This is a genomic window from Vibrio hibernica (genome assembly GCF_015223435.1).
Taxonomy (GTDB): domain Bacteria; phylum Pseudomonadota; class Gammaproteobacteria; order Enterobacterales; family Vibrionaceae; genus Vibrio; species Vibrio hibernica.
In genome coordinates, this window is sequence record NZ_VHKO01000002.1 from 18848 (window position 1) to 36179 (window position 17332).

Sequence of the window (17332 nt, forward strand, 5' to 3'; positions counted from 1 at the left end):
CGCTTTTTTTATAAGTTGAAATATATATTTAACTAATGTGTGAGGATTTCCCATTAGTTGCTAGAATTGTGACCGTTGCCGATGTATTTGAAGCCTTAACAACCAGTAGTCGTACTTACAGATATGCTTATAGTTTTAATAAAGTAAAACAGTATATTATTGATGAACGCGGTAAGTCGTTTGATTCTATGATAGTTGATGCTTTTTTAGCTCTGACACCAGAATGGAAACAACAATTGAAAGTTCTTAGTTGAATGTTAAAGAAACAAAAAAGCGACTTAAGTGCCGCTCTTGAAGGTGATCAATGTTTGATAGGATCTTTTAAAATTATTTACTTTGATCATCAACAAGCATAACTAAGCTTGCATGAGAACCTTTAGGACCCTTTTCAACTTCATAGGATACTTGTTGTCCTGCTTTTAATGTGCGGTAGCCATCCATCTTAATGGTTGAATAGTGGGCAAAGATATCGCCTTCTTCTCCTTCCGGGCAGATAAATCCAAATCCTTTGGCATTGTTAAACCATTTAACTGTTCCTGTAGCCATGCTGTACGTCCCTCATGCTTTTTACGATGATAACGGTTAATTTTTTAACCCCTCAGAACACAATCTAGCCAATCACAGGCAACAGTCAATAGTTTTGAGTGATAATTGCTCTCCTAATAACAAAATACGAGATACATATTTAACTTTTCATTAACTGTTGATCTTGTGGTTATTATCAGTACAGATAGATAAATAAATGTTTAGGTGATTTTTTAAACAAAGTGGCGGTAATGTTTTGTGAATAGCAATCTTTTATTTGCAGGGATACAATTGGTGCATTAGTCTCTAAATTAGAAGACGATTTGATTCGCTTATGAGTAAGCTGTCGAAATGGTAAATAAAGTAGAATTTTATAATGAGTAATAAATATCAATGGTCTTCACCAGATTTTGACCTTCTGGAAAGTGAAAAAACGAAGGTAAAACCACCGGCGATGTATCACGTAATTTTAAATAACGATGATTATACTCCGATGGATTTTGTGATTGAAATTTTGAATCGATTTTTCTCCATGGATTTGGAGGGTGCGACACAAGTGATGTTGAAAGTACATTTTGATGGTAAGGCAATTTGTGGCACTTTTACTGCGGAAGTTGCAGAAACGAAAGTTATGCAAGTTTCTATGCATGCTAGACAAAATGAACATCCTTTGCTGTGTACTATGGAACAGGTGTAAACAACCTGGCTAAGACTTTACTTGATAGCTCTTTTATAGAGTCTAAATAGACTAAGTTGTTTTTGGGGAGGTAGCTATGCTAAATAAAGAATTAGAAACAAGCTTGAACACTGCATTTGTAAGAGCAAGACAAAAGCGCCATGAGTTTATGACAGTAGAGCACCTTTTACTGGCTTTACTCGATAACCCATCAGCCAATGAAGCTTTATCTGCATGCCAAGCCGATATTGAAATATTACGTCAAGAACTTGATGCCTTTATCGATCAAACTACGCCTTTAATTATTGAAGCTGATGAAGAACGTGAAACTCAACCAACACTCAGCTTTCAACGTGTGTTGCAACGCGCCGTTTTCCATGTTCAATCATCTGGCCGCAGTGAAGTGGCAGGAGCCAATGTTCTTGTTGCTATTTTTAGTGAGCAAGAATCGCATGCGGCTTATTTACTGAAAAAAAATGATATTAGTCGTTTGGATATTGTTAATTTTATTTCCCACGGAATAAGAAAAATTAATGATGATACGAGTTTAAATTCGAGCGGTGCTTTTAATGAAGAACAAGCACCTGAGAGCAACTCGGATGAGCGCCTTGATAATTTTGCAACTAACTTAAATGAAGTGGCTAAAAAAGGTCAAATAGATCCTCTTATTGGCCGTGATGCTGAGCTTGAAAGAACCATTCAGGTTTTATGCCGTCGTCGTAAAAATAATCCATTACTTGTTGGTGAGGCTGGAGTCGGTAAAACGGCGATTGCGGAGGGGCTAGCCTGGCGGATAGTGGAGGGCCAAGTGCCGGACATTATTAAAGACAGTGTCATCTATTCATTGGATATAGGCTCATTACTTGCTGGCACGAAATATCGTGGTGATTTTGAAAAACGTTTTAAAACTATTTTAAAGCAGCTTGAAAAAGAAAAAGGCAGCATTTTGTTTATTGATGAAATTCATACCATTATTGGTGCAGGAGCGGCATCAGGTGGTCAAGTTGATGCGGCAAATCTCATTAAACCATTATTGAGTAATGGCAAGTTGCGTTGCATTGGTTCAACAACCTATCAAGAATTCAATACGATTTTTGAAAAAGAAAGGGCACTTGCTCGTCGTTTCCAAAAAATTGATATTTTAGAACCTTCTATTGATGACACGACTAAAATTCTTATTGGTTTGAAATCTAAATACGAAGAGCATCATGAGGTTCGTTTTACTAATAAAGCTTTACGAGCAGCCGTTGAACTTTCGGCTAAATATATAAATGAACGTCACTTGCCAGATAAAGCTATCGATGTAATGGATGAAGCGGGGGCTCGTTGTCGTTTGGCTCCTGCTAATAAGCGTAAAAAAACAGTGAATGTTGCAGATATTGAATCGATTGTTGCCAAAATGGCTCGGATACCAGAAAAATCGGTATCGTCTTCAGATAAAGAAGTGCTATCAAAACTAGACCAACGTTTGAAAATGTTAGTATTTGGACAAGATCCAGCGATTGATGTTCTATGTGAAGCGATAAAACTTACTCGAGCAGGGTTAGGCCATGAGCATAAGCCTGTTGGTTCGTTTTTATTTGCAGGTCCTACAGGGGTTGGTAAAACTGAAGTAACGGTACAGTTAGCTAAATTGATGGGTGTAGAGCTGTTACGTTTTGATATGTCGGAATATGGCGAGCGCCATTCTGTTAGCCGTTTAATTGGGGCGCCTCCAGGTTATGTTGGTTACGATCAAGGTGGTTTGTTAACTGATGCGGTGATTAAACATCCTCATTCGGTTGTGTTACTCGATGAGATAGAAAAAGCTCACAGTGATATTTTTAACCTGTTACTACAGGTAATGGATAATGGTACTCTGACGGACAATAATGGCCGTAAAGCCGATTTCCGTAATGTTATCTTTGTGATGACGACTAATGCTGGGGTGAAAGAAACAGAACGTCAGTCGATTGGTTTAATTCAGCAAGATAATAGTCATGATGCAATGTCCGAGATTAAGAAAATATTTACACCTGAATTTAGAAACCGTCTAGATAATATTATTTGGTTTAACAGTTTGAGCGAAGATATGATTCATCAAGTGGTAGATAAATTTATTGTTGAGTTGCAAGCGCAATTGGATGTGCGTGGTGTTTCAATGGAGGTCTCGGAAGCGGCTCGTCATTGGTTAGCTCATTTGGGTTACGATAAAAATATGGGCGCGCGCCCAATGGAACGTGTAATTCAAGATAAACTTAAAAAACCACTTGCTAATGAATTACTTTTTGGCTCATTAGTTGATGGAGGGACAGTTAAGATTGGCTTGAAATCGGGTGAACTTGAGTTTATCTATTCAAATCAAGAAGAGGCTGTACACGGGTAGTTGACTTGGTGGTTATATCACGCGTAACTTGGGCTAAGGTTCAAGTTACGCTAAAAGCAGAGTATAGATATAAAAAACCGAAGCATATGGCTTCGGTTTTTTTATTAATTCAATCTGGTAACACATTAAGCTATCAAATTGTCATTGTAATAATGATTAACGAGCACGGAAGACGATACGACCTTTAGAGAGATCATAAGGCGTCATCTCTACAGTCACTTTGTCACCCGTAAGAATACGAATATAGTTTTTACGCATTTTACCCGAAATATGAGCCGTTACTACATGGCCATTTTCTAATTCAACACGGAACATGGTGTTTGGTAATGTATCAAGGACAGTGCCTTGCAGTTCAATTACGTCTTCTTTTGCCATTTAATCCTCTTACCGAAACTTGGCTTATTTTTAACTGCGAGAAATGCAGTTTAAATAGGGGTAATTACACTCAAGCACATTCAAAATAGTGCCTGAGATCAAAGTTGTTGCGTATTCTACCCTTGCCAACGTTGATTTACTAGCTTTTGATGGTGGTGAAAACGAACTTTGTAATTCATCGCTGGGCAATCATCTACTTGATAGCCTAAATAGAGCCATTGCTTTTGTTGTTTTTTACATTGTTCTATTTGCAATAAAATACATAGTGTTCCTAACGATAGCGGGTGATCTGGCTGGAAAAATGTATAAAAGGCACTAAGGCTATCGGAAAGAGTATCAGTTACTGCCACGGCAATTAATTTATCTTCCTGATAGACATGCAGAAATTGTATATCCATCCAGCTAGCACGGGCAAACTGATCAAAAGTACTTTTATTCGCAGGGAACATGCTTCCTGTGCTGTGTCGTTGAGTAATATATTGTTCGTATAAATTAAACCAAAGTGGATCTAATTCAGTTTGAAAAGACCAACGTAATCTTGTTGACTTATTCATGAGGCGTTTTTGGCTTTTCGATAAACGAATGTCATTTACGGCGAGTCGTATTGACTGGCAAGCATTGCATTCATCACAATAAGGTTTGTAAATCATATTTCCACTACGGCGAAATCCATTGGATAGAAACATCTCATAATGTTCAGGTGTGTGACAATCCTCATCCAGAACTACAGCAATTCGTTCTTGTTGGTCGGGTAAATAACTGCATGCATGATTTTCTGTTAAACCCATTCTTATTTTAGTGGTTGTCATAATGGTAAATAGCTTATTTATTTAAAGTGATAGTACGCGGAGCAAATGCACCGCTTTTTATTGGTTTAAACTTTAATTGATCTAGTTGCTTAATGAATAGATCACGAGACACGATATCTACGCCTAAACTTAGTAAATGATCGTTTTCAAGTTGGCAATCAATAAGCTCTCCTTGTATGGTTCGAAAATATTCACATAAATGCCAGAAGGCAACTTTAGATGCGTTTGACTCTAAAGAGAACATGGACTCCCCACAAAAAACACGGCCAATGGCTAGCCCATATAAACCACCGACCAATTCAGTATCACGCCATACCTCGATAGAGTGGCAGTGTCCTAAATCAGCTAAATTTTTATAAGCTTGCTTCATCTCTGATGTGATCCATGCTTCATCGGGAGAGCGAGTAGATGAACATAATTCAATGATTTCTTTAGTGACGCTATTTAACGTTACTTTATAACCTGATCTTTTAAAGAATTTTTTTAAACTTTTAGATGGAGTAAATTCAGATGGTTTTAGTATTGCTCGGTGTGAAGGGCTCCACCATAAGATAGGATCATCTTGAGAGTACCAAGGGAATATACCATGTTGATAAGCGTCTAAGATTCGTTTGGGAGATAAGTCTCCACCGAAAGCTAGTAATCCATCAGGATCATGTAAGGCTGTTTCAACCTCTGGGAATGGCGTGATTGGACTTTCAATATAAGGTAAATGGATGGTCATATTGTAAACTTCGGTTGGAACATAAGTTGAAGATATTACAGATATTAACATGAGTAAAATACTCTTATGCCAACAGGCTCTAGCCTTGAATGAATTTTTTAGTTAATCTGCCATTAATTTTTATTTGTAAGGGACGTTGTTACGCATGGAAACACTAACACTACAGCCGATTAATAAAATATCAGGGGAAGTTAATTTACCCGGTTCAAAAAGCGTTTCAAATCGCGCTTTATTACTAGCGGCGCTTTCAAATGGCAAAACACGCCTTACTAATTTACTCGACAGCGATGATATTCGCCATATGTTGAATGCTTTGTCATTGTTAGGTGTTCAGTATGAATTGTCTGAAAATAACACCGTTTGTGATATAGAAGGCCTAGGTGGTGCATTTATTGCTACAGAGTCGCTCGAATTATTTTTAGGCAATGCTGGTACCGCAATGCGCCCACTGGCTGCAGCTTTATGTTTAGGTCAAGGTGAGTTTATTTTAACGGGCGAACCAAGAATGAAAGAACGCCCGATTGGTCACTTGGTCGATGCACTGAGAACAGCCGGCGCTGATATTCAATACCTCGAAAATGAAAATTATCCACCGTTAAAAATTACGGCTACAGGTTTAAAAGCAGGAACCGTTCGTATTGATGGCTCCATTTCAAGTCAATTCTTGACAGCATTTTTAATGTCAGCGCCACTTGCTGATGGTGAGATCCAAATTGAAATTGAAGGTGAGTTAGTTTCTAAACCTTATATTGATATTACTTTGGATATTATGGCGAAATTTGGTGTTCATGTTGAAAATAATAATTATCAAACGTTTGTGATCCCTGCAAATCAAGTTTACCAATCTCCGGGTGAATTCTTAGTAGAAGGTGATGCTTCATCCGCATCATATTTTCTTGCAGCAGCGGCAATCAAAGGTGGTGAAATTAAAGTCACCGGTATTGGTAAGAATAGTATTCAAGGCGATATTCAATTTGCTGATGCGCTTGAGCTGATGGGCGCAGAGATAGAGTGGGGCGACGATTATGTTTTATGCCGCCGTAAAGAGCTTAATGCTATTGATATGGACTTTAATCATATCCCAGATGCAGCTATGACCATTGCAACAGCAGCACTATTTGCAAAAGGTACGACGAGTATTCGTAATGTCTATAATTGGCGAGTAAAAGAAACGGATCGATTGGCTGCAATGGCGACAGAATTGCGTAAAGTAGGGGCTAAAGTTGAAGAAGGGCATGATTATATTATTATCACACCACCTCAAAAACTTATTCATGCTTCAATTGATACTTATGATGATCACCGCATGGCAATGTGTTTCTCATTAGTGGCTTTGAGCGATACAGCTGTAACGATTAATGATCCTAAATGCACATCAAAAACATTTCCAACTTACTTTCAAAAATTTAATGAATTAAGCCAGTAGTAATGAAATAGTGGCTAACTAAGAGAGTTACTAATATGAAGAGCTTTATAATTGAGGCTCTTTATTTTTAATTATGATGTTAAAACTTAATTAAACATGAAGTGTTACTAACTTTTCGCTATAATTTACATCTACTAAGTTTGTAAACTTTTACTTTTACTTTTACTTTTACTTTTACTTTTCTATTTCTCCCGGAGATTTTTATTTTGTCTCAACATCCGGTTATTACTGTCGATGGTCCTAGCGGTGCAGGTAAAGGCACATTGTGCATGTTACTTGCGAATAAACTTAATTTTCATCTTTTAGATTCAGGTGCTCTTTATCGAGTGCTGGCTCTAGCGGCCATTCACCATGGCATCGATACCGAGTCAGAAGATGCACTCGTCCCTATCGCAACACATCTTGATGTACAATTTATTGCTGAAGGTGATTTAGTTAGAGTCATTTTGGAAGGAGAGGATGTTTCTAAAGAGCTTCGTAAAGAAGAGACCGGAAACGCCGCTTCTAAAGTTGCCCCTTTACCGCGTGTAAGAGAAGCTCTATTACGACGCCAGCGTTCTTTTAATGTAAAGCCTGGGTTAGTTGCTGATGGCCGCGATATGGGTACGGTTGTTTTTCCTCAAGCAGAAGTGAAGATTTTCCTGGATGCGAGCGCTGAAGAGAGGGCACAGAGACGACTTAACCAGTTGCAACTTAAAGGGTTAAGTGGTAACTTTGAGCAACTTTTGTGCGACATTCAAGAGCGTGATGATCGCGACCGCAATCGAGTGGTTGCTCCTTTACGCCCTGCGGATGATGCTTTAGTGATTGATTCTACCTCGATGTCTATTGAACAAGTGGTAGATCAAGCGCTAAAATTTATAGAATCTAAACTCATTAAGTAGCTTTTGGCGTGAGTGGTTTTTATTTGAGTATTATCTCATTAGACACTGCTTTTAGTTAAATACTTGATGATAAGGACTGTCGGTCGCAAGGATGATGACTGGCTAATTTATCAACCCCATGCGGTAGGATACCCATGGACGTTTAATTAAATGAAGATCTTATTATAATGACTGAATCTTTTGCTCAACTCTTTGAAGAGTCGCTAAACGAACTAGAATTCCGCCCAGGTACTATTGTAAAAGGTACTGTTATTGCTATCGAGAACGGTTTCGTTCTTGTTGACGCAGGCCTTAAATCTGAATCTGCTATTCCAGCTGAACAATTCAAGAGCGCTACTGGCGAGCTTGAAGTAGTAGTTGGTGATGAAGTAGATGTAGCACTTGATGCGGTTGAAGATGGTTTCGGTGAAACTCAACTTTCTCGTGAGAAAGCTAAGCGTCACGAAGCGTGGATCGTTCTTGAGAAAGCTTGTGAAGAAGCTGAAACCGTTGTTGGTATCATCAATGGTAAAGTTAAAGGCGGTTTCACTGTTGAATTAAACGGTATCCGTGCTTTCCTTCCAGGTTCTCTAGTAGATGTTCGCCCAATTCGCGATACAACTCACTTAGAAAACAAAGAGCTAGAGTTCAAAGTAATCAAGCTTGATCAGAAACGTAACAACGTTGTTGTTTCTCGTCGTGCTGTTATCGAATCTGAAAACAGTGTTGAGCGTGACGAACTTCTTGAAACTCTACAAGAAGGTACTGAAGTTAAAGGTATCGTTAAGAACCTTACTGACTACGGTGCATTCGTTGATCTTGGCGGTGTAGACGGTCTACTTCACATCACAGATATGGCTTGGAAGCGTGTTAAGCACCCATCTGAAATCGTAAATGTAGGTGATGAGATCCTAGTTAAAGTTCTTAAGTTTGACCGTGAGCGCACTCGTGTTTCTCTAGGTCTTAAGCAACTTGGCGAAGATCCATGGGTAGCAATTTCTAAGCGTTACCCAGAAGGTCACAAACTAACTGGTCGTATTACTAACCTAACTGATTACGGTTGCTTCGTAGAAATCGAAGAAGGCGTTGAAGGTCTAGTACACGTTTCAGAAATGGATTGGACTAACAAAAACATTCACCCATCTAAAGTGGTTAATGTTGGCGACGAAGTTGAAGTTATGGTTCTTGAGATTGACGAAGAGCGTCGTCGTATCTCTCTAGGCTTGAAACAATGTAAAGCTAATCCTTGGCAGACTTTCGCTGAAGCACAAGCTAAAGGCGATAAAGTAACTGGTAAGATTAAGTCTATCACTGACTTTGGTATCTTCATCGGTCTTGACGGTGGTATCGACGGTCTAGTTCACCTATCTGACATTTCTTGGAATGCTCAAGGTGAAGAAGCGGTTCGTGACTACAAAAAAGGCGATGAAATCTCTGCAGTTGTTCTAGCAGTTGATGCTGATCGTGAGCGTATTTCTCTTGGCGTTAAGCAAATGGAAAACGACCCGTTCAATGCATATGTTGCAGACACTAAGAAAGGTACTCTTGTAAATGGTACTGTAACTGCAGTTGACGCAAAAGGTGCTACAATTGAACTAATTGAAGGTGTTGAAGGTTACATCCGTGCTTCTGAAGCAGCGCGTGATCGTATCGAAGATGCATCTCTAGTGTTCAGTGTTGGTGATAGTGTTGAAGCGAAATTTACTGGTGTAGACCGTAAAAACCGCGTAATCAACCTATCTATCAAAGCGAAAGATGAAGCTGAAGAGCAAGAAGCAATGGCTACTGTAAACAAGGTTGATGAATCTTCGTTTGGTAATGCTATGGCTGACGCATTCAAGGCTGCTAAAGGCGAGTAATACTGCCTATAGAAGGGAGCCATTACGGCTCCCTTTTTTTGATAAAGTTAGAGTAGAATGAGGGAATCACCTATGACTAAGTCTGAATTAATTGAAAGGCTCTGTGCCGAGCAGACACACTTATCATCTAAAGAAATTGAAGATGCTGTAAAGGATATCCTTGAGCATATGGCCAATAAATTAGAAGATGGTGATCGTATTGAAATCCGTGGTTTCGGAAGTTTTTCTCTACATTATCGAGAACCACGCGTGGGGCGTAATCCTAAATCGGGTGAAAAAGTTGAATTGGAAGGCAAATGCGTTCCTCACTTTAAGCCAGGTAAAGAATTACGTGAGCGTGTAAATAGCAGTATTTAAGATCGTAAATAAGATGATGAAAGCGGCACGCCAATTTGGCTGCCGCTTTTTTATGATCATTTATTCAACTTAAGGCTGATAACATGACCAAAGTTAACCTTTTTCAATAATATTTACTCGTTTCAAACGATTGGGAATGGAGTGTGGTTCCAATTTACTGCATAATTAGAACTATTATCTGGATGTCTATGAGGTCTGATTATGAAAGTGATAAAAATAATAATAGTGATTGCATTGTTTCTTATTGCCCTAGCTCTAGGGGCACAAAACCAAGAAATAGTAACATTTAACTATTTAATTGCTCAAAATCAATTACATCTCTCGACATTGCTTGGTGGTGTTTTTATTGTTGCTTTTGGCCTCTCATGGCTAATTTTTGGTAGCCTGTATTTCAAGTCGAAGTTAACGATTGTCCGCTTAAAAAAGCAATTAGCAAAAAGCAAAAAAACAGTCACCACGCCATCATCTCTACCCGATATTAAAGGTTAGGTTTATTCGTTAATGCTAGAGCTACTTTTTCTATTATTACCCATTGCTGCCGCTTATGGCTGGTATATGGGGAACCGTAGTGCTCGACATGATAAGCAAGAACATTCTCATCAGATCTCTCGACAATACGTCAAAGGTCTTAACTTGCTGTTGTCTGAGCAATCAGATAAAGCGGTCGATCAGTTTATTGAATTGCTTCAAATTGATGATGAAACGATTGATACCCACCTTGCGTTAGGGAATCTTTTTCGTCGCCGTGGAGAAGTTGATCGTGCTATTCGTATTCATGAGAATTTGATTTCTCGTGAAGGGTTAACCATTGACCAAAAAAATCTCGCCTTACAACAATTAGCTAAAGATTATATGGTCTCTGGCTTTTTTGATCGTGCTGAAAAAATATTTGAACAATTGGTAGAAGAACCTGAACATAAAGAGCAAGCTTTACAGCAGCTTGTCACTATTTATCAACAAACTCGTGAATGGAACAAAGCCATTAAATATGGTGATGCATTAGTGGCGATGGGCAAGAAAAGAGTTCGCCGAGACTTAGCGCACTTTTGGTGCGAACTGGCGATGCATGAAATTAGTTTAACTAACACCTCAAAAGCTATTTTATACTTTAAACGAGCATTGACGGAAGATCCTAAGTGCGTACGAGCAAATATCGCGTTAGGTAACCTTTATCTTGAAGCTGAAAATTATAATCAAACAATAAAGTGCTTAGAGAAGGTTCTTGAGCAAGATATCGATTTTACATCTGAAGTTTTACCGACATTATCGGATTGCTATTATCAGCTTGATAATGAAGCTGGCATGTTGGAATTTTTACGTAAGTCTATAGAGAAAAAAGCAGGCGTATCTTCTGAGTTAATGCTTGCTCAAATGGTAGCAAAGCATGATGGAATAGCATCAGCACAGACTTTACTAACGAAACAATTAATCAAAAATCCTACAATGAAAGGCTTTTATCGATTAATTGATTATCATATTGCGGAAGCTGAAGAAGGGCGAGCAAAAGATAGCTTAACCACTTTACAAGAAATGGTAGGGGTGCAGATGAAAGCAAAACCACACTATCAATGTCAAAAATGTGGTTTTGCAACCCATGCTTTATATTGGCATTGTCCTTCCTGTAAAAGCTGGGGACTAATCAAACCAATTAGAGGTTTAGATGGTGAATAAGTTGATCTTAGTTAGCTTTGTAAATGAAGATTAAACCGCGAAACAGTTGGCCGTTAATGGATTGATTTTCTTTTAGCGGCCAATTCTTTATCTATTATATGACGAGTAATGCAGGAGTTAAAATGTTAGACCCTAAAGTAATTGTAGCCCTAGACTATGAGAACCAAGTTGATGCCTTGGACTTTGTCGATAATATTGATCCTGCGAGTTGTCGCTTGAAAGTGGGCAAAGAAATGTTCACTTTATTTGGTCCAGATTTTGTGCGCGCATTGCATCAACGTGGCTTTTCTGTTTTTCTTGATTTAAAGTTTCATGATATTCCGAATACCTGTTCGAAGGCTGTTAGAGCTGCAGCGGAGCTAGGAGTGTGGATGACAAACGTACATGCTAGTGGCGGCGAGCGTATGATGGCTGCTTCGCGTGAGATTTTAGAACCTTATGGCAAAGATCGCCCATTACTAATTGCAGTGACTGTACTAACAAGTATGGAACAAAGCGATCTTACTGGCATTGGATTGAATGTTAATCCTCAAAATCAAGTAAAGCGCTTAGCGACATTAACTAAAAATAGTGGTTTAGATGGTGTTGTATGCTCAGCTCAAGAATCACAGGTATTGAAACAAGAACTAGGAAAGGATTTTAAACTTATTACTCCTGGTATTCGCCCAGAAGGAAGTGATGCAGGCGATCAACGCCGGATTATGACACCTTATGATGCGATGCAAGCAGGTTCGGATTACTTGGTTATTGGTCGTCCGATTACGCAATCGTTGAATCCAAATCAAGTGCTGATTGATATTAACGCCACGCTCAATTAATTCTATTATCTTCCTTTTTTTATTTTATATTTCTCGGTGGTAGGCATTATGGCTTCACACCGAGATTAATTGGACTCATTATTATAAGTCGTTATTCCTTTCACTTGGAATATCGCTCAGGTATTCAACGAATTCGACCTCAAACCCAGCGGGATCGATAAAGTATACATTACGACGAAATGGGTTTTCAGTTCCTGGTTTTGCAATCATGTAACCCGCACTTTCTAAACGTTGTATTGTGGCCGTAAGATCAGTCATTACATATGCAAAATGCGCTAACCCTGTTTGATGACCACTTAAATCTCGATTTTCACCCACACCATTATCACTGAGCGCAATATAATAATAGTCATCACCAAAATGAAGCCAATGTCTTGGTTTTCCATTCCATTCGCCATCACTTTCACTACGGATCTTCCAGTGTGGGAAGGCTGCTTGATAAAAATCTAGCATTGCCGATACGTTATTTACAACTAAATTTATATGCTCTAAATACATCATTTCTTCTTCCATGGATAGTGAATGTTGGATCAGCATAAACCCTCAAGTAAGGTTTAGGTAAAGGAATTATTTGCAAACATTTTGACGAACTCTAATTGAGTTTAGGTATGGTATACTTACAGTTCAAATTTAAGAGGAAAACCATGAGTCAGAACGTTCTTTTTCACAAAGCTTATCTACATCCAACCAATATAGAATGGGTGGTATTTGTGCATGGGGCGGGTGGGAGCTCATCAATATGGTTTAAACAGCTTAAAGCTTACCGTGAGCATTTTAATATTCTTTTAATTGATTTACGTGGCCATGGCCGATCTAATAAATTGATTAAAGATATTATTTCTAAAAATTATTCTTTTAAAGATGTGACCTTGGATGTAATACAAGTTCTGGATCATATGCGTATTGATTCTGCACATTTTGTCGCTATGTCTTTAGGTACTATTATTGTCCGTAATTTGGCGGAATTAGAGCCAGAGCGAGTTAACAGCATGGTCCTTGGCGGAGCAATAACTCGTCTCGATGCTCGCTCCCAAGTATTAGTTAAGCTCGGCGATGCTTGTAAGCATTTTTTGCCTTACATGTGGCTATATCGCTTATTTGCTTATATTGTGATGCCGCAATCGAACCAAAAAGAATCGCGTCACTTATTTATTAATGAAGCTAAAAAACTATGCCAAAAAGAGTTCAAACGTTGGTTTAAACTTTCTGCGGATGTAAATCCTATGATGCGTTATTTCCGTGAGCGTGAGCTTTCGATACCAACATTATATTTAATGGGAGAGATGGACTACATGTTTATTCGTCCGGTTAAAGATATGGTAAATAAGCATCAATTAAGTTGGCTACACGAAATTCCAAATTGTGGCCATGTATGCAATATAGAAAAACCGAAAGAATTTAATTTACATTCTATTGCTTTCATTCAAAAATATAGTCACCTGAACGTTTAATTATTACTTTTCTCTCTCACAATTCCAGCATATAGAGAATTGAGGTTCGACTATTTCACCACATGAACTACATTGCCAATTAATGCCACCTTCACTTTCTTCAGATTCATAATCTTGAATAATATTTCGTGCTAGAGTTTCATCTTGTGCATTTAGCAGCCAAATATAAGGGTCAGTTTCACTAGTTAGTGGGATTTCACCTTTTAGACTAAATAAATCTTCAGCGTAAACCTTAGCTTCTACACCTTGGCTTTGTAATAATCCACATACAATATGGGCTTCGATTGGGGTGCTTGCGCTGTAGATCTTCATGATACGTTTCCTTGTTTGTATTGCTTTGGTTTAGATCGAAAAATTTATTTTAGTTATGACTTTTCAATGTGTTAAATCCGGACCAAATTCTATTCGCTGTAGTGATAAAACATAAAGCCGCAAATACTAGAGCATAAATGACAAAATGCTGTGGCCATAGACAGCAAATAATAAATAGAGCGATAGTTTCTGTGCCTTCCGTTATTCCTGCAATGTAATACAGCGATTTATTTTGATACGTCGGATTTTCTATTCCTAATTCTGCCGCCACAGAAGCAAAAGCTAAAAAACTGCTTCCTGTCCCTACAAATGACACAATGAGTAATGCACCTGCAATCGCATTTTGATCCGGGTTTGCAAGGATGAAACCAAGAGGGACCAAAGCGTAAAAAAGGAAATCTAAGCTTATATCTAAAAAGCCACCAGCCTCAGTGATTTTGCTTTGTCTTGCAATCGCGCCATCGAGACCATCACATATGCGGTTAATAATAATAAAAATCAGCGAAAGAATGTAATGTTCAAACCATAATGCTGGCACCGTTAATATACCAATCATAAAGCCAATAATCGTGATCTGATTAGCCGTGATATTACACTGAATAAGCAGGTTAGCACCAAACTCTAAAGGCTTCTTAATATATGGGATGATATGTTTATCCAGCATGCTTAGGATCCTTTGAAAGGTGTGTCCAATCGATAATTGAGTCAGATGATGGTGCATCTGAAGGATCGTGAGTCACTATAAGGGTAGGGATTTGGGATTTTTTTAGCTGCTCAAATACCCAGTAGCGAAAGCTGGTACGCGATTGCGCATCCAATTGGTTAAAAGGTTCATCCAGCAACGCGGCTTTGGGCTTGGCTTGTAGCATACGCAGTAAACTGACTCGAGCCCGCTGCCCACCGGATATTTGCTGAGGCATTGCATTGGCAAGTTGCTCTAATTCGACTTCTTTCAAGCACGATAAGGCTTCTTGTTTACGATGTGCTTTTTTGAACGAATCTGGAAGCGCAATGGCAATGTTTTCCCAGATATTGAGATGAGGAAATAGCATGTCATCTTGAAATAATAACCCAACTTGTCTCTGGTGTGCTGGCAGTGAAGCGATGTTTTTTCCGTCAAGAATGAATTGCCCTTGGCAGCTAAAATCAGACGTTAAGTGTCCCGCAATGGCATTGAGTAGTGTCGATTTTCCACAACCACTTGGCCCCATAATGCTGATTACTTCTCCGGCTGGAATAGTTAAATTTAAATTTTGGCATAAGATCATGCCATCATTACTTTGGATTGTTATCCCATCTAACAATAAACTCATTTAGAACACCTTTTGGATAAACGTTCTTGTGACTTAAATAAACTTGAAGAAGATACGGTGGCATTCCGATAATGATTACGCCATTTATTCGCTGTAAACGCTAAAGTAAAAAATAAGAAGGGTAATATGGCTTGCCATAAAGCATATAGCGCCATGATCCGGCGATCATGTCCACTCGATAACGTGACCGCTTCTGTTGTGAGTGTCGTAATACGTCCCGCGCCTAGCATTTGGGTCGGTAAGTATTGAGCCAAGCTAACGCTAATTCCCACGGCCCACGCAAAAATAATCGCATTAAATAAAATGGGCATCTTCACTTTAAACCACGCTTTTATAGGTGATAGTCCTAAGCTGTGCGCCGTTTGTGTCAGTTTCGTTGGAAAGCTTTTCCATGGACCATCTAATGCCATATAAATATATGGGAAAACAAAGAAGCAATGTGCCCAGAGAACCCAAAGATAATAAGGTGAACGATCAAACCACAATGTCACTATTTGTATCCCAAAAAGTAAAGACAGTTGTGGGACTAACATTGGTAAGGCAATAATATACATGGGCAGAGATAAACGATATTTGTGACGATATTCATGAGCAATAATGGCTAAGACCAATGCACAGAAGCTACTGATTAAAGCAATATAAATACTGCTTAGTAAGGTTTGTTGTATATAAGGCCATTCACTGGTCCAAAAATGTAAACTCCAGTTTGAAGGCCATAAATCAGGAAATGACCAACGTTGAGCAAAAGTCCAAATAAGCAATACTGGAATCGTGGCGATACTTATAAAGCCAATGATGGAAAATAATAGCTTAGCTAAAGTTAGGTGAGGAATAAAACGCTTACTTGAATGTATTTTAGATAAATATGACGATGTACTTGAGGCTTTATGACCGCGGCCTCTAATAAGCCAGTTTCGTTGGTAGCTTAAAAAGTACTTTTCTAGCCCCCATAATAATGCGATTAGTAGGCTACATAGGATAAAGAGAATAAATGTACCCGCGGCGGCTCGAGGGAGTAAATTGAGATCGGGTTGATTAAACCATTGCCAAACCAGGACGGCAAAAGTCGGTGGGTTGGTTGGACCTATGATCCAACTAACATCGACGACAGATGCTGAATAGGCGATCACGGCAAATAATGGAAAACGCATATGTTTCCACCATTGAGGAAAAATCAAACGTTGCCATGCTTGAGTCGTTGAATACTGTAAGCTGTGTGCAACATGCAATGTTTGCTGGATATTAAGATTCTTTAGAATTGGAATACTCATTAGCAATAAAAAGGGTGTTTCTTTAATCGCAAGTGCAAGTGATAAACCAAGTGCATATTCATCGGGAACGGATACCCAATGAAGATGGTATTGTTCTGGAATAATGGTAACAATGAGTCTTGTTAGCCAACCTGTATTTGAAAATAAAAATAAAAAACCGATGGCAAAGGCGACATGAGGTAGTGCTAATAATGGTGCGAGTAATTTTTCTATCCGCTTCCAAGATTTTGTTCCCCAATAAGTGTGTAAAATGCTAAAGCAAACTATTAAGGCCAGTAAAGTACTCAATAAGGCACTCAATAATGACAAAGCTATTGATTGCCATACTCCAGGCCAGTTAAAAATCTGAAAAAAAGCATTAGTATTAAAACTATAGAGGTTTAATACTGGAATGTAGTTGAAAGCTGGCAACACCATACCAAGCATGCCTGGTAACAATGGTAATATGGCAATGAGTAAAACCAATAAATAACCAATTCTCAGCATGCTGCCCCTACGCCTAATTTTTTTTAAAGTA

General features: G+C 38.6%; 20 protein-coding genes. 11 read left to right on the forward strand and 9 right to left on the reverse strand.

The window, feature by feature from the left end; all coding sequences use genetic code 11:
- Positions 1–68: 68 nt before the first annotated feature.
- Positions 69–254, forward strand: a complete 186-nt coding sequence (locus tag FH976_RS01355; RefSeq protein ID WP_194089126.1) for a hypothetical protein — start codon at positions 69–71, stop codon at positions 252–254.
- A 73-nt stretch (positions 255–327) separates the two neighbouring features.
- On the opposite strand, the gene cspD is transcribed toward FH976_RS01355, so the two are convergent.
- Positions 328–546 (reverse strand): cold shock domain-containing protein CspD, encoded by a 219-nt coding sequence (cspD, locus tag FH976_RS01360; protein ID WP_194089127.1) that lies wholly within the window; start codon positions 544–546, stop codon positions 328–330.
- 355 nt (positions 547–901) lie between these two features.
- On the opposite strand from cspD, the gene clpS reads away from it, so the two are divergent.
- Both clpS and clpA read left to right on the forward strand, forming a co-directional pair.
- Positions 902–1222: an ATP-dependent Clp protease adapter ClpS gene (gene clpS, locus FH976_RS01365; RefSeq protein WP_194089128.1), complete on the forward strand. Its 321-nt coding sequence runs from the start codon at positions 902–904 to the stop codon at positions 1220–1222.
- 76 nt (positions 1223–1298) lie between these two features.
- Entirely contained in the window at positions 1299–3566 is a 2268-nt protein-coding gene (gene clpA, locus FH976_RS01370) for an ATP-dependent Clp protease ATP-binding subunit ClpA (RefSeq protein ID WP_194089129.1), read from the forward strand.
- Positions 3567–3722: 156 nt separating this feature from the next.
- Here clpA and infA read toward each other — a convergent pair whose 3' ends face one another.
- From infA to aat, 3 genes are all read right to left on the reverse strand, one after another.
- Positions 3723–3941: a translation initiation factor IF-1 gene (infA, locus tag FH976_RS01375; RefSeq protein WP_005600159.1), complete on the reverse strand. Its 219-nt coding sequence runs from the start codon at positions 3939–3941 to the stop codon at positions 3723–3725.
- 116 nt (positions 3942–4057) lie between these two features.
- Positions 4058–4750, reverse strand: coding sequence for an arginyltransferase (locus FH976_RS01380; RefSeq protein ID WP_194089130.1), 693 nt, complete (start codon positions 4748–4750; stop codon positions 4058–4060).
- 13 nt (positions 4751–4763) lie between these two features.
- On the reverse strand, positions 4764–5474 hold the full coding sequence (aat, locus tag FH976_RS01385) for a leucyl/phenylalanyl-tRNA--protein transferase (protein WP_194089259.1): 711 nt from the start codon (positions 5472–5474) through the stop codon (positions 4764–4766).
- A gap of 145 nt (positions 5475–5619) precedes the next feature.
- Here aat and aroA point away from each other — a divergent pair, with 145 nt between their 5' ends.
- The 7 genes from aroA (at position 5620) to pyrF (ending at position 12468) form a co-directional block, all read left to right on the forward strand.
- The gene (gene aroA / locus FH976_RS01390; RefSeq protein WP_194089131.1) at positions 5620–6900 is read left to right on the forward strand and encodes a 3-phosphoshikimate 1-carboxyvinyltransferase; all 1281 of its coding nucleotides are present in this window, start codon (positions 5620–5622) and stop codon (positions 6898–6900) included.
- A 203-nt stretch (positions 6901–7103) separates the two neighbouring features.
- Positions 7104–7784, forward strand: coding sequence for a (d)CMP kinase (cmk, locus tag FH976_RS01395; RefSeq protein ID WP_194089260.1), 681 nt, complete (start codon positions 7104–7106; stop codon positions 7782–7784).
- A 167-nt stretch (positions 7785–7951) separates the two neighbouring features.
- Positions 7952–9622, forward strand: coding sequence for a 30S ribosomal protein S1 (gene rpsA / locus FH976_RS01400; protein ID WP_194089132.1), 1671 nt, complete (start codon positions 7952–7954; stop codon positions 9620–9622).
- Positions 9623–9694: 72 nt separating this feature from the next.
- Positions 9695–9979 carry an integration host factor subunit beta gene (locus FH976_RS01405; RefSeq protein ID WP_194089133.1) on the forward strand — a complete coding sequence of 95 codons (285 nt, stop codon included), beginning with the start codon at positions 9695–9697 and terminating at the stop codon, positions 9977–9979.
- 201 nt (positions 9980–10180) lie between these two features.
- Positions 10181–10468 carry a LapA family protein gene (locus FH976_RS01410; protein ID WP_194089134.1) on the forward strand — a complete coding sequence of 96 codons (288 nt, stop codon included), beginning with the start codon at positions 10181–10183 and terminating at the stop codon, positions 10466–10468.
- Positions 10469–10480: 12 nt separating this feature from the next.
- Positions 10481–11650, forward strand: coding sequence for a lipopolysaccharide assembly protein LapB (gene lapB, locus FH976_RS01415; protein WP_194089135.1), 1170 nt, complete (start codon positions 10481–10483; stop codon positions 11648–11650).
- A gap of 122 nt (positions 11651–11772) precedes the next feature.
- The gene (gene pyrF, locus FH976_RS01420) at positions 11773–12468 is read left to right on the forward strand and encodes an orotidine-5'-phosphate decarboxylase (protein ID WP_194089136.1); all 696 of its coding nucleotides are present in this window, start codon (positions 11773–11775) and stop codon (positions 12466–12468) included.
- 81 nt (positions 12469–12549) lie between these two features.
- On the opposite strand, the gene FH976_RS01425 is transcribed toward pyrF, so the two are convergent.
- Complete coding sequence (locus FH976_RS01425; RefSeq protein ID WP_228767311.1) at positions 12550–12969, reverse strand: VOC family protein; 420 nt, start codon at positions 12967–12969, stop codon at positions 12550–12552.
- Between the two features lie 143 nt (positions 12970–13112).
- Between FH976_RS01425 and FH976_RS01430 the strand changes: the two genes are divergently transcribed.
- Complete coding sequence (locus tag FH976_RS01430; protein WP_194089137.1) at positions 13113–13919, forward strand: alpha/beta fold hydrolase; 807 nt, start codon at positions 13113–13115, stop codon at positions 13917–13919.
- Positions 13920–13922: 3 nt separating this feature from the next.
- On the opposite strand, the gene FH976_RS01435 is transcribed toward FH976_RS01430, so the two are convergent.
- Genes FH976_RS01435 through FH976_RS01450 form a run of 4 tightly spaced genes read right to left on the reverse strand, consistent with a single transcriptional unit; the run spans position 13923 to position 17301 of the window.
- A complete protein-coding gene (locus FH976_RS01435) occupies positions 13923–14231 on the reverse strand; it encodes a putative signal transducing protein (RefSeq protein WP_194089138.1) in 309 nt (102 codons plus the stop codon).
- Between the two features lie 49 nt (positions 14232–14280).
- Entirely contained in the window at positions 14281–14895 is a 615-nt protein-coding gene (locus FH976_RS01440) for a CDP-alcohol phosphatidyltransferase family protein (protein ID WP_194089139.1), read from the reverse strand.
- Entirely contained in the window at positions 14885–15544 is a 660-nt protein-coding gene (locus FH976_RS01445; protein ID WP_194089140.1) for an ATP-binding cassette domain-containing protein, read from the reverse strand. Before FH976_RS01445 ends, FH976_RS01440 begins: the two co-directional genes overlap by 11 nt.
- Complete coding sequence (locus FH976_RS01450) at positions 15541–17301, reverse strand: ABC transporter permease (protein WP_228767306.1); 1761 nt, start codon at positions 17299–17301, stop codon at positions 15541–15543. The genes FH976_RS01445 and FH976_RS01450 overlap by 4 nt, the downstream gene beginning before the upstream one ends.
- Between the last annotated feature and the right edge of the window lie 31 nt (positions 17302–17332).